Annotated in this window: 13 protein-coding genes; 11 read left to right on the plus strand and 2 right to left on the minus strand. The window is 32.8% G+C overall.

Going from position 1 to position 12,869, the window contains the following annotated elements:
• The first annotated feature begins 317 nt into the window (after positions 1-317).
• From A8B35_RS21630 to A8B35_RS21640, 3 genes are all read left to right on the plus strand, one after another.
• Positions 318-1,217 (plus strand): S66 peptidase family protein, encoded by a 900-nt coding sequence (locus tag A8B35_RS21630; protein ID WP_068475571.1) that lies wholly within the window; start codon positions 318-320, stop codon positions 1,215-1,217.
• A gap of 108 nt (positions 1,218-1,325) precedes the next feature.
• Positions 1,326-1,895 (plus strand): elongation factor P, encoded by a 570-nt coding sequence (gene efp / locus A8B35_RS21635; protein ID WP_068475573.1) that lies wholly within the window; start codon positions 1,326-1,328, stop codon positions 1,893-1,895.
• 204 nt (positions 1,896-2,099) lie between these two features.
• Positions 2,100-3,329, plus strand: coding sequence for a PP2C family protein-serine/threonine phosphatase (locus A8B35_RS21640; RefSeq protein WP_068475575.1), 1,230 nt, complete (start codon positions 2,100-2,102; stop codon positions 3,327-3,329).
• Between the two features lie 46 nt (positions 3,330-3,375).
• Here the strand turns inward: A8B35_RS21640 and A8B35_RS21645 are convergent, their stop codons facing one another.
• Together A8B35_RS21645 and A8B35_RS21650 are read right to left on the minus strand one after the other, a co-directional pair.
• A complete protein-coding gene (locus A8B35_RS21645; RefSeq protein ID WP_068475577.1) occupies positions 3,376-5,886 on the minus strand; it encodes a YfhO family protein in 2,511 nt (836 codons plus the stop codon).
• A 104-nt stretch (positions 5,887-5,990) separates the two neighbouring features.
• Positions 5,991-7,565, minus strand: a complete 1,575-nt coding sequence (locus A8B35_RS21650) for a helix-turn-helix transcriptional regulator (RefSeq protein ID WP_068475579.1) — start codon at positions 7,563-7,565, stop codon at positions 5,991-5,993.
• 226 nt (positions 7,566-7,791) lie between these two features.
• Between A8B35_RS21650 and A8B35_RS21655 the strand changes: the two genes are divergently transcribed.
• The 8 genes from A8B35_RS21655 to A8B35_RS21690 all read left to right on the plus strand — a co-directional run bounded on the left by A8B35_RS21655 (position 7,792) and on the right by A8B35_RS21690 (position 12,863).
• On the plus strand, positions 7,792-8,010 hold the full coding sequence (locus tag A8B35_RS21655; RefSeq protein ID WP_068475581.1) for a hypothetical protein: 219 nt from the start codon (positions 7,792-7,794) through the stop codon (positions 8,008-8,010).
• Positions 8,011-8,116: 106 nt separating this feature from the next.
• Positions 8,117-8,329, plus strand: a complete 213-nt coding sequence (locus tag A8B35_RS21660; RefSeq protein ID WP_068475583.1) for a hypothetical protein — start codon at positions 8,117-8,119, stop codon at positions 8,327-8,329.
• Positions 8,330-8,373: 44 nt separating this feature from the next.
• Complete coding sequence (locus A8B35_RS21665; protein ID WP_068475584.1) at positions 8,374-9,876, plus strand: MutS-related protein; 1,503 nt, start codon at positions 8,374-8,376, stop codon at positions 9,874-9,876.
• Positions 9,877-9,968: 92 nt separating this feature from the next.
• Positions 9,969-10,676: a tRNA (adenosine(37)-N6)-threonylcarbamoyltransferase complex dimerization subunit type 1 TsaB gene (gene tsaB, locus A8B35_RS21670; RefSeq protein ID WP_068475586.1), complete on the plus strand. Its 708-nt coding sequence runs from the start codon at positions 9,969-9,971 to the stop codon at positions 10,674-10,676.
• 61 nt (positions 10,677-10,737) lie between these two features.
• Positions 10,738-11,523, plus strand: a complete 786-nt coding sequence (locus tag A8B35_RS21675) for a DUF3108 domain-containing protein (protein WP_068475588.1) — start codon at positions 10,738-10,740, stop codon at positions 11,521-11,523.
• A gap of 14 nt (positions 11,524-11,537) precedes the next feature.
• Positions 11,538-11,903, plus strand: coding sequence for a YraN family protein (locus tag A8B35_RS21680; RefSeq protein ID WP_068475590.1), 366 nt, complete (start codon positions 11,538-11,540; stop codon positions 11,901-11,903).
• Positions 11,904-11,911: 8 nt separating this feature from the next.
• Positions 11,912-12,268, plus strand: coding sequence for an MmcQ/YjbR family DNA-binding protein (locus A8B35_RS21685; protein WP_068475592.1), 357 nt, complete (start codon positions 11,912-11,914; stop codon positions 12,266-12,268).
• Between the two features lie 10 nt (positions 12,269-12,278).
• The gene (locus tag A8B35_RS21690; RefSeq protein WP_068475594.1) at positions 12,279-12,863 is read left to right on the plus strand and encodes a DUF502 domain-containing protein; all 585 of its coding nucleotides are present in this window, start codon (positions 12,279-12,281) and stop codon (positions 12,861-12,863) included.
• Positions 12,864-12,869 lie beyond the last annotated feature (6 nt).

A 12,869-nucleotide genomic window follows, 5' to 3' on the forward strand; every position in this document is an offset into this window, starting at 1 on the left:
TCACACTAGGTGAATATTTTATTAATTTGCTGCAAAGATAAGTGTTTTTAATTACCATTTATCATGGTGTATTCTGAAATAAAACGGAATTGCTTTAAGTTATTTGTAAATATGCGTAAGTTCGCAGCAAATTATTGAATATTTAAGGTGGCGAGTTGGCTATAAGGCCGATAGAACCCAGCTGGCTTAGGGATAGAAGCGGCATCCTTTGTGAGCCCATTATGGCGAAGCAAAGATATAGCGCATAGCCCGACCCGCAGGGGAAGCCCCATAGAATGATTTGATAAATTTACTGTATCGTAATTAAAAATGATTATATGATTATTCCTCCATCAATAAAAAAAGGTGACACGATTGGTATTGTAGCTCCGGCGGGTAAAATTGATTTTAATATTGTAGAACAGGCATGTTCGCGTATTGAAAAGATGGGCTATAAAACAAAGCTTGCAAAACATTTAGACAAACCATTCTTCAATTTTTCGGGAACTGATGCGGAGCGATTAAATGATTTGCAACTGATGCTAGATGATGAATCGGTGCAATGTATTTTGTGCACCAGAGGCGGTTATGGGTCGGTTAGAATTATTGATAGGGTTGATTTTACGAAGTTTATGAAAAAGCCGAAATGGTTGATTGGCTTTAGCGATATTACGGTTATTCACTCTGCAATGCACAACCATAACTTGGCTTCGATACATGGGCCAATGTGTAAAAGTTTTTTGAACTATACGGATGGTGGTGTTGATATTGATATTTTATTTTCTGTTTTAGAGGGTGAAATGCCTGCGTATATGATTAACCCAAACCGCTTTAATAGAAATGGTATTGGCAAGGGAGAGGTAATTGGAGGTAACCTGTCGATATTATATAGTTTAAAAAATACTCCGTTTGATTTAGATACGAAGGGTAAAATATTGTTTATTGAGGACTTATCTGAATATTTATATCATTTGGATAGAATAATGCATAACCTGAAGTTAAGTGGGGCACTAAAAAACTTAGCTGGTTTGGTAGTTGGGCAGTTTACTGAAATGGTTGATAACGAGAACCCTTTTGGGCAATCAATAGAGGAGATTATTTACAATGCTGTAGCTGCATATGATTATCCGGTGGCTTTTAACTTTCCGGCGGGTCACATTGAGACTAACTATCCTCTTATTTTTGGTGTAGAAGCTGAGTTTACTGTTACTGATGAAGAAACGTCGTTGATTTATTAATGAAATAAGAATAAACAGAACATTATCTATAGATAATCTTTCAACTTCAAGTAATTACTTTATTTTTGCAGCTGAAATTGTTATCACAAAGAATTAATATATAAGATTATGGCTACTACAGCAGATATCAGAAACGGAATGTGTATAGATTTTAAAAATGGTTTATACTCAATAATTGAATTCCAGCATGTAAAACCAGGTAAAGGTCCTGCTTTTGTTCGTACTAAACTTAAAAATATTTCAACAGGTAAGGTAATTGATAATACTTTTTCTGCAGGACATAAAATAAACGAACAACGTGTTGAGCGAAGAGATTATCAGTTTCTTTATAAAGACGATATGGGCTATGTTTTCATGAATAACGAAAACTACGAGCAAGTTACCATTGAGGAAAAGTTAATTGAAAATCATGATTTATTAAAGGATGGATTAAAGTGTGAGGTTGTATATCACGCAGATACTGAAACTCCACTTTTAGTAGATTTACCAATGTATATTGAGTTTGAAATTACTTATACTGAACCTGGTGTTAGAGGTGATACTTCATCAACAAACTCGTTAAAACAAGCTACAATTGATACGGGTGCAACTATTATGGTACCGCTATTCGTAAATACTGAAGATTGGATTAAAGTAGATACTCGCGACAGATCTTATGTTGAAAGAGTAAAAAAATAAAAATAAAAATGCTCTGTAAATTTTACAGGGCATTTTTTATAACTACTTAGTTATATAGCATTTAAAACTCCACCTTTTTTAGCTAAACTCTTTAGCTATTATTAATCAGTAATACACGCCTAGTGTGGAATTCTATTTTTTATATATATAATTGTATATTACTAAACTCAATAGAAGATATACTCAAGTATAGGTAATCCATATATGGTAACTCGACTTAAAAAACGCAAGACAAGTTTATTTCAGGATAGACTTAATATACTTCTCGATATTGCTCAAACAATTAATGAAGAGCATAGCGTTGAAGAGTTACTTGCTGAGTTTGAGTCTGTTTTGCTTAATGAATTAGAAGTTGGCAAAGTATTGGTATTCACCTATCATGATGGAGCTTGGGAAAACTTACTCAGTACTGGTGTTGATCAAACGGAACTACAAAATATTGATGTAGAACGCGATTTGATTAAATATAGTCAGATAGAAAACATAACTGTTTCACACCCTGAGCAATTAAAAAGTTTTGATTCTGTTATTCCCTTATTTCACCGATATAAATGTATTGGCTATGTGTTAATAGGAGATGTTGATGAAGAGCACCAAGGAATTAGCCCAACAATTAAACACCTCAAATTGATACAGATCATCTCTAACTTGATTATTGTATTTATTGAGAATAAAAAGATGCAGAATGCACTCCTAGAGCAAGAAGCTATGAAAAAGGAAATGGAATTGGCATCAAGGATTCAAAATCAGTTAGTACCGAAGGATAAAGAATTACCCATTAGTACAAAATATAATATTAGCGTGTATTATCGTCCTCAATTTGAAGTAGGAGGTGATTATTACGACTTTATTAAACTTTCAAATAATGTTTTGGGCTTTTGCATAGCAGATGTCTCTGGAAAAGGAATTGCAGCTTCTTTAATAATGTCGAACTTTCAGGCAGTATTCAGAGCTTTATTTTCTACCAGGATCAATTTAAAGAAGCTTATCCATCAACTAAATGAAAAGGTAAACGATAGTGCCAATAACGAGAAGTTTATTACCATGTTTTTGGGTAAATACAATACTATAACCCGCAAGCTTACCTATGTAAACGCAGGGCATTTACCTCCACTATTATTTGATGCACATAAAAACAAATTAACTCAACTAGAAAAAGGCTGTATTGGCCTGGGCATGCTTGATGAAATACCATCAATTGAAATAGGTAAAGTTAAAATTGAGAAAGGTTCTAAATTTATGGCCTTTACTGATGGTTTAGTTGAACTTGAAAATGGTGGTCAGATTGAATCAGGCCTAGAACACATTGAAAAGATATTATCAAATAATAAAAGCTTTGATAGTAATATGAGTGAGATTAAAAGCTTAATTGACGACCATTTAAAATCAGACTCTCTATTTGATGATGTAACCGTTACTGGTATCGGTTTTTAATACTTAGATTGAGTTAAACCCAACCTAAGTATTAATTTATATTCTGCTATTTCTTTTTTCTTTCCATGTACACAAGATAAGCTATTGCTAATAATATTATTACTGAGCCTATTCCCGCTAGTATTTGTCCGAATTTATATGACTTTGGTTCAAACTTGAACTCTACAGTATGATTACCTGCAGGTAACAGAGCTGCTCTCAAAATATAATTGGCACGTAATATGTCTATTTTTTCTCCATCAACATAAGCATTCCATCCTTTAGGATAATAGATCTGTGAAAAAACTGCTAACTGCTCCTGAGTTGAATTGTAATTGTATACTAAATGATTTGGTCGATATTTTTCTAATGAGATATTTCCATTAATCGAATCAACATTATACGAGCTTACCTTGTTAAATTCGGTAATGTTAACAACTGCATTCTTACTAATGTCAGTAGCACCAATTGCTGCTATTGCATCGTCTGGGGTATTAACAGAAGTAATAGCCTTAACAAACCAAGCATCTCCCAGAACGTTAGCATTTACAATAGGTTGACTATTGGGATTGTAAACAATATATTTTGCATTCAGCATATTTAAAGCTGGCATGTTAACCAAGGCTCTGTTAATTTCAAGTTCGGTTCCTTTATTCTGAAGTACACCCAACAATGTGCGCCAATCACTCTCAAGGTATCTTGATATTACATCTTGATATCTACGCAATTTTGCACCATGATACCCCCCAATAGATTGGTGATGAAATGATGTATGCACTTCATTAAATGGATTGCGATATATAGAAAATACTCTGTCGCCCTCTGTCTTCATTCCTAAAATAGCAATATCTGAAGGAGTAGCTTCAAACTCACTTTTTAGCTTACGCTCACTTACAAAATCATCATTACTTAGATATCTTTTATCAACAGACCATAAATCTATTAAAATCAAAACACCTAATCCCCAAACTAAGTATTTACCGCTTAGCTTATTTGTTATATATAACCAAATAGATCCTGAACCAATTAGAATAAATGCAAATGAACGAAAGGCATCGGCCTTAAGCAGTTGAATACGGGCTAACTTTAGATTATATAATAAGCCATCAAAATACTGATTTACCTGGCTTGCTTGACTCGCATTTTGCTGTATATATTGCTGCTTCTGTTGCAGAATACCTTGCAGCTCCGCATCACTAATAAAATCGAAGAACGTGGTTGGTATTAAATAAAATACCAAACATACCCCACCCGTTAAACCAAATGCAAGCATAAACTTTTTAACATCATCTTTAACTAGTTGGGGATTATTATATATTTCTCTTAATCCTAAGAATCCAAGTGTTGGAATGGTAAGAGATGCTACCACCATTGCCATTTCGACCGTTCGAAACTTATTATATAAAGGAAAATAGTAAAACATAAAATCGGTAAAACCTTCGAAATGTTTTCCCCATGCCAAAAAGAATGAGAATACAGTTCCGATAATTAGCCACCATCTATCTGGGCCTTTATAGTAGAAAGCCCCTAGCATAAATAAGAAACATACGATAGCTCCGGCATAAACAGGGCCGGAAGTAAAAGGTCGTCCTCCCCAATACTGGCTCTGCCCCCCTACAGTTTCCTTATAATCATTTTCTACAACTTCTAAAGCTGACTTATTATTTGCAATTTGTTCTGATGCTCCACCTACAACATTCGGAATCATTAATGTAAACGTTCCCTTAGGTTCTAAACTCCACCCTAGAGCGTAGTCTTTATCTAAGCCACTATGCTCTTTACCTTCTGCGCTAACCGCCAAATCTGATTTACCTCTTATACTATAAGCACCATACTCATATGTTGTCCACAGATTAGTTATGTTAGGAAGAATAGAAATAAAGGCTGCAATAATAAGAACCCCTGTTGCTTTAGCAAATTGAGGTAATTGCTTGTTTACAATTGCATAAACTAATCGTGTTATAACCAAAATTCCAATAAGAAGAACAAGATAATAAGTTATTTGAACGTGATTATAAGCAATCTGCATTCCCAATGCAAGCGCAGTAAACACCCCACCTTTTATTATATCTCGATTATAGGTATATAAAATCCCGGCAATAACAGGGCCCATTAAAGCAATTGTATAGGCCTTTGTAATATGGCCCGCAATAATTATTATCAAATTATAGGAACCAAAAGCAAAAGCAATCGCTCCAATTAACGCTAACCATTTGTCGAGTTTTAGGCTTAGCATAAAAACATAGAAGCCTAATAAATACAAGAATAGAATAGCGACAGTATGATATGGCAAACCAAACCTGAAGAAGTTATTTAAATACCAGAATACATTTTTTGAAGGATCCCCTTTAATTTGATATGAAGGCATTCCTCCAAACATACTATTGGTCCATTGTGTTTTGTCACCTGTATTCTCTTCAAATACTTTAATCTCCTTTGCCATACCAATTGCATGGTTGTCATCCATTTGTGGTAATACCTTATTCTGAAGAACAGGACTAAAATATGCAATACTAACTGCAGCAAATACCACTATGGCAATAATATATGGCGAAGCTGATTTCAATCTCTCAATCATAATAATGGTTTATATATTTCAGGTTGCTAAAATATATAAAATGCTCGTAACCGGGAAGACATAATATTAAATAATACAAACGCAGAATACGACTTATAATACAATTAGTTAGACATTAAACCCTCTCTTACTTTAGATTTAAAAATTTCTTCGAGACTCGCATCAGAATCCAATTCCAACTTTTGCTTGATGCGCTGTTTTGCTTTACGAACGGCTGAAACTTGAACACTCAGTATAGAACATATTACATCGTTGGAATAATCGAGTACAAACATTAAGGCATAACGGAGTTCTGTTTTACTTAAAGCAACAAACTCCTGCTTTAAAACATTGTAAGTTTCACCATATGCAAACTCCAAATCCTCAATTAAGCTATTATGGCTTACTGCACTACTTGCCAACTCATCAACACCTTGCTTTTTAAGCAAACGTAATTTCTCTTGCGTATTTAAAGCAATCTTTTCAAGTTCATTGTTCTTTAAGAGGATTTCTTGCTCCCTTTGGTTCTTTTTTCGAATAACTATATATAGAATTAGCAAGGCAATAACAATTGAAAACGAAGAAACTAAGATTACCATTAAACGCTCCCAACGTAATTTTTGTAAAGACTGCTTTAATGCAGTTATATCCGAAGATATTTCCGCTAGCTTTGCACCCCTTTGTTTAGAAATCGAATTGGTTTGTTCCTTTCGTTTAAATGCTAATAACAGATGTTCAAATGCAGCTTTATAATCACCTCTTATAATATCTATTTCATAGAGAATATTATACGTATAATATTGTCGCTCCACTAGGCCATATTTTTCATATATTGCTAATGACTTCATCAACCAGACTTCAGCATTATTATAATCTTTCTGCTCGTAATATATTAAGGCTTTATGATGCGTTGCACTTGGTTCAACATACGGATCATTTATTTCAGTATTACTAAAATAATTAAGTACTGAATCAGCATAAAAATGTGCAGAGTCATATTCCTGCAGAATCCTATATTTTTTTGAAACAAAATTCAACGCTCCAAAACACCTATTATTCAAATCCATCTCACGATAAATTACTGCTATATCAAGCAACTTATCAATACTATTTTTCATTTCATAATTCTCAAAATATATACTTACATAAGTAGAATAAGCTCTCTGCTCCTTACTACCGTATTGAGATAATAAAAGCTTACCATTAGTATAATACTCGTCAAAATTTTCATTTAATTGTTTGTAGCTCCGTGCCAAACCAAGATAAGCCAGCCCCCTGAGCGAATAATTACTTTGATGTGAATTTTCTATAGACTCAAAATAATTAATTTTTGCTTGTTCAAACTGATCTGTAATTTCTGCGATATTGCCTAATATAAACTGACATTTAGATAATCCTGAATTATTATTCTGTAACATATAGAAATCGGTTGCCTTTTGCAGGAATATAAATGAGGAATCTATATGCCCCTTAGAAAATAAGAGTACTCCTTTTAAATAATTTACATACGCTCTATCAGAGTTAGTAAATTGTTCATTATTCATGTCGACTATATTTAATAACTTCTTCTCTGCAATATCTGGGTAATAAAAAACACTGTCTTCTACATCCTCAAACATTTCCCTGAAATCCTGCGAGAATATTCCTTGAAAAAAGGATAATAATAATCCTATCGATATTAGTACACGCTTAAAAAACATATAATATTTTTGATTTCCACAAAGGATAAACCTAAACAATTTAATACAATATAACAATTAATATCAAAATACACCCCATCCCTAAATATCAAACACACCCTATATAAGCCACTCTATATTAGCCTCATGGGCTTTGTCACACTTTTGTCACACTAAATATTCGAAATTTATTTTAGGAAAACTCAAATTTGTATTCAACAACTGATAACAAACAAATATTTAAAATATGAAAAAGCTAATAGTATTATGTGTTTTATCGTTAAGCCTTGGCTCACTATTAAAAGCAGAAATGTATAGAGACGATCCTCCCCCGAAAGATGAAGATGATGCTATACATGCATATTCAATTGTATTTATTGACCCTAGAAGCGGAGAGCCTACTGACATACCCCAAAGTGAATTTAATCCATTCGCACAAGACGCAACTAGCGAAAGCGAAGAATAAAAATATTTGGAATCGCGAGATTCCCCTCTTAACCCCAATAATCAAGTATATAGTTCCCTCATTTATTATAGGTGAGGGAACTTTAATAACTTAATTCAATACAGTTATGAAAGATAAACTTAACATATACGCTTGGTTAATTACATATCTTCTTTTCTTAATTAGCTATATGGCAATTTCTATTGGATTTGGCATTAGTAATCTTTATAACTTTTTAAACGGACTTTTAAAACTAAGCTTACTATTCTGTTTTCCATTAGCTGTTATTATAGCTTACAATATACTTAAACCTCTTTTAACTAAGCAAACTACAAAGTAAAACAGCTACTTCTTTTAGATAACCCTCCCCTAAAAAATGAAGTAATGAAAAATGAACAACGATTATTTGAACATCTTGTTAAACCAAACTTATTTCATACCCAAACTATATTAGATGTAAATTTAGAAGAACTCTTTAATAAAATTGACTACACATCTTCTGCATTTGGAAGACAGTTCTTTTACAAACATTTGTTTGAGAAGTTCAATAGCATACCTACAAATATAATTCAGAACGATTTTATTCAATTATCTACAAAAGATAACAGTCGTATAATTAAAGAATTAGAGAAGTGCAATAATGAAAGTGATTATCACGTAATTGATACTATAATTAACTCTAGATTTAAACGCTTAAATACTTCGATAAGTTTATCTTCAACTATCCTATTAATAATTGGGCTATTAGGATTAATTATACATTTTTCTTTTGCAATATTTATTCTTGCTAGTATTACTCTTAATATAAAATCCGCAACTAATTGTGAAAGATCTTTTCATGAGCGACCTAATACTTACATTGCTATTAGTAGGTTCATAAATCTTGCACATTTGATCTCCGGTGTAAAAACTTATGCATTTAAAGACGAGTTAAAAAAACCAAAACTAAGATTCCATCGACTGAATTATTTTTTTAGTGAATCAAGCTTACATAATTACGCTACTAAAAGTATTTTTAACCTCATTAGAATAATAATTCCTATTGATCGAATTGCTTACAAATATTATATAACTCATTTAAACTCAAATACTGATTATTACATTCGTACTTTTCAAAAAATTGGATATTTCGACTTAATAAATAGCATTGTAGAAATCAGAAATAATTACCAAACGTGCATACCTACATTTAATGATAACTACGGTAATATTAGAATGGTTAAAGGTTATCATCCGCTAATAGAAGAATATAAAACACACTCATATATTCCTGTAAAGAAGGATTCTATTATTACTGGCGGAATTATGAGTGGCAAATCTACGTTTTTAAAACAGATTGCCTTAAATACAATCATAGGACAAAAATTAGGTATTTGTTTTGCTTCGGAGGCTATACTTCCAACATTTCCAGTATGTACTTTTATGAATTCTACAGAAAACTTACTTGGAGGTGTTAGTCATTTCTATTCACACCTCACACGTATGAAGAACATTATGCAGACATGCCTAAAGGAGAAACATATCGTAATCATAGACAACACCTTTAAAAGCGTTAACTCTTCTGAACAGGTTGCTATAAATTATGGAATTATAAAAGAGATAAGTAAATTATCACACATACTCCTCACAACTTCTGATGATGACAACTTAGTTAAACTATTCCCCAACTTTAATCTATACCATATAAACCGTGCAAAAATTTCTGATCAAGAAGCATATAGTGGAGAGATTGTTCAAGGAACGCAATTGGAATGCAACACAATAAATGCTGCTCAAGAACTTGGCATGCCAAATTCTGTTCTAGAAAATGCAAAAAAACTTCATCAACATATCAGTATGCATCACGACAAAATCAATAGTTACTCAAATACAATAATTAACTTATAGTCTCGTCATCATAACCCCAGCACTATTCTTGAATCCTAATTTTTGCCTTTATAAAATATGATAGTACATTTGTGCTAAACAAGATTTTAAATATGGCACTTATTCTTTCAATAGAAACTTCGACTAAAGTTTGCTCTGTATGTTTATCTGATGATACTTACATTGTTGCAAAAAAGGTTCTTCACGAAGCAAACTCGCACGCTACGCACCTTACAGTATTTATTCAAGAACTTTTTGAAGAAGCAAAAGAATACTCTATAAATGATATTGATGCCGTTGCAGTAAGTAGTGGACCTGGTTCATATACAGGGCTCCGCATTGGAGTATCTGTGGCAAAAGGCATCTGCTTTGCTATCAACAAACCTTTAATAGCCATAACTTCTCTAGAAGCCTTAGCTTATAGCATTCAATCTAATAATGAATATACGGAGTTATTGAAACAAGGTGCTTTAATATGCCCAATGATTGATGCGCGTAGAATGGAAGTATATACAACATTTTTTAATGCTGATATGCAAATGGTAGATAAAATATCAGCACAAATTATAGATGAAGAAAGTTTCAGAAAAGTTCGTGAATCTACTAAGATTATATGTCTAGGAGATGGGGCTGCAAAATGTAAAGAAGTTCTGAAACATGAAAATATCTTCTTCATAGATGAAGCTGCTCCTTTAGCCCAGAATATGATTCCTACCGCTTTGCATAAATTTAATAATAAAGAATTTGAGGATGTAGCATACTTTGAACCCTTCTACCTAAAGGATTTTATTGCCACAACTCCTAAGAAAAAAGTGATTTAAAAACTATCCTTATTAAATTAATGGTTACTTTTATTCAGTTAATTAGTAACCACTAACTAATATGAAAAACAAATTACTTTTTTTTATTCTTTTTGTATTTGGGTTTAATATAAAAGCACAAAACCCTGCTGCTAATACAGATGCGTATAAATCTGGCGAGTTTCTTAAATATTCATTAAGTTATGGATGGATAACTGCTGGTTATGCTACCTTTTCAGTAGAAGACTCGTTATTAAATGGAGTAAATACTGAGCATATTGAAATGAAGGGAGTAAGTGCGGGGGTTTTAGAAGCACTTTATAAGATAAGAGATACTTATACTACATTTATTGATCCTGAAATTCATCAACCCATAAAATCCATAAGGAATATTCGTGAAGGAAAATATAGATATTATAACGAAGTTACCTTTGATTATTCTACAGTAGAAGAAGACTCTATTACTATTCAGAGTAAGAAAAGTGGCGAACATCAAGTTCCCTATGTAATACAAGATATTCTTTCATCTTTATACTATTGTCGCCGTTTTGAATTTAATGACGACCTAAAGGTTGGCGAAATCATAGCTCTAGATACCTATTTTGGAGATGAACTTTACCCATTAAAGATGAAGTTTATGGGTATTGAGACAGTGAAAACTAAGAATGGCAAAATTGAATCTTACCTATTCCACCCTGTAACAGAAGTAGGAAGAGCATTTAAAACAGAGGATGATATGAAACTCTGGATTAGTAGAGACAAAAATAGAATACCGGCTTTGATAAAGATGAACTTAAAGGTTGGGTCTTTTGTAGTTGAACTGATAGAATATAAGAACCTTGCAAATCCTTTTTCAAGTAAAAAATAAAAAACCTTATTCAAATGGCTGCACATAACGAACTCGGTAATAAAGGCGAACAAATTGCAGTTAATTTCTTACGAAAGAATGGCTATCAAATCCTTGAGCAAAATTGGCATTTCAAACAAAAGGAGATAGACATTATCGCGATTCAAGGCGACACTCTTATTGTTGCCGAGGTTAAAACGAGAAGTACCGAAAACTGGGAACATCCTTCAGAAGCGATAAACAATTCTAAAATTAAATTCCTGGTTGATGCGACAGAGGCATTTATTGAAGAGAGAGATATTGACAAGGAAATACGATTTGATATTATCTCCGTTATTCCAGAAAATGGTGAATGGAAGATTGAACATATTGAAGAGGCATTTTATCCACCAATGAATTAATTTTTATAATGAATATTGAAGCTTTAAGAGAATATTGTATCAATAAAAAAGGGACTACAGAGGAATTCCCTTTTGATGATGTTACCCTAGTATTTAAGGTTATGGGTAAAATGTTTGCCTTAACAAGTTTAGATAAAGACTTATCAATTAATCTGAAATGTGATCCTGAAAAAGCTATTGAACTAAGAGAGGAGTATGAGGCTATTATTCCGGGGTACCACATGAATAAGAAACATTGGAACACTGTGCAGATTGACGGTAGATTAAAAGTTGACCTGATCAAAGAATTAATTGATCATTCTTATAACCTGGTTGTTTCTAAATTAACAAAGGCTCAGAAAACGCAACTTACCAAATTAGAGTAAAAAAACTATCATGAAAAAGTTAATCCGATTCTTTCTTCAGGGGCTGCTATATATTGTTCCACTTGCCGTTACCATTTACGTTATTGTTTTTGCAATAGTATGGGTAGATGGCCTTATAATGGATCGTGAGATTTTTCAACATGGCATACTTGAGAAGTATAATTTTCCTGGGGTAGGCTTAGTCTTTATTTTAATATTTATAACACTGATTGGATTTATAGGGCAAAAGTTGATTTCATCACCCATATCAGAGGGATATAATAAAATGATGAAACGCGCCCCGCTTATTAAAATGATTTATTCTTCGGTAAAAGATTTACTCTCAGCATTTGTAGGCTCTGAGAAAAAATTTAAAACCCCAGTAATGATTTCGCTCGATAAAACGAATACACTTAATCGCCTAGGCTTTATAACCTCTAAAGATTTAAGCGAAATTGGATTAAATGAAATGGTTGGGGTTTATTTACCCTCATCATACGGAATGCTGGGCGAACTATACCTAGTGCCCAAAGAGCAGGTTAAACCTATTGATGCAAATTCGGCTGATGTAATGAAGTTTATTGTTTCTGGCGGCGTAACCAACATCAAGCAATAGCTACTG

The sequence above is a fragment of the Saccharicrinis aurantiacus genome, from assembly GCF_001660705.2.
Lineage (GTDB): Bacteria > Bacteroidota > Bacteroidia > Bacteroidales > Marinilabiliaceae > Saccharicrinis > Saccharicrinis aurantiacus.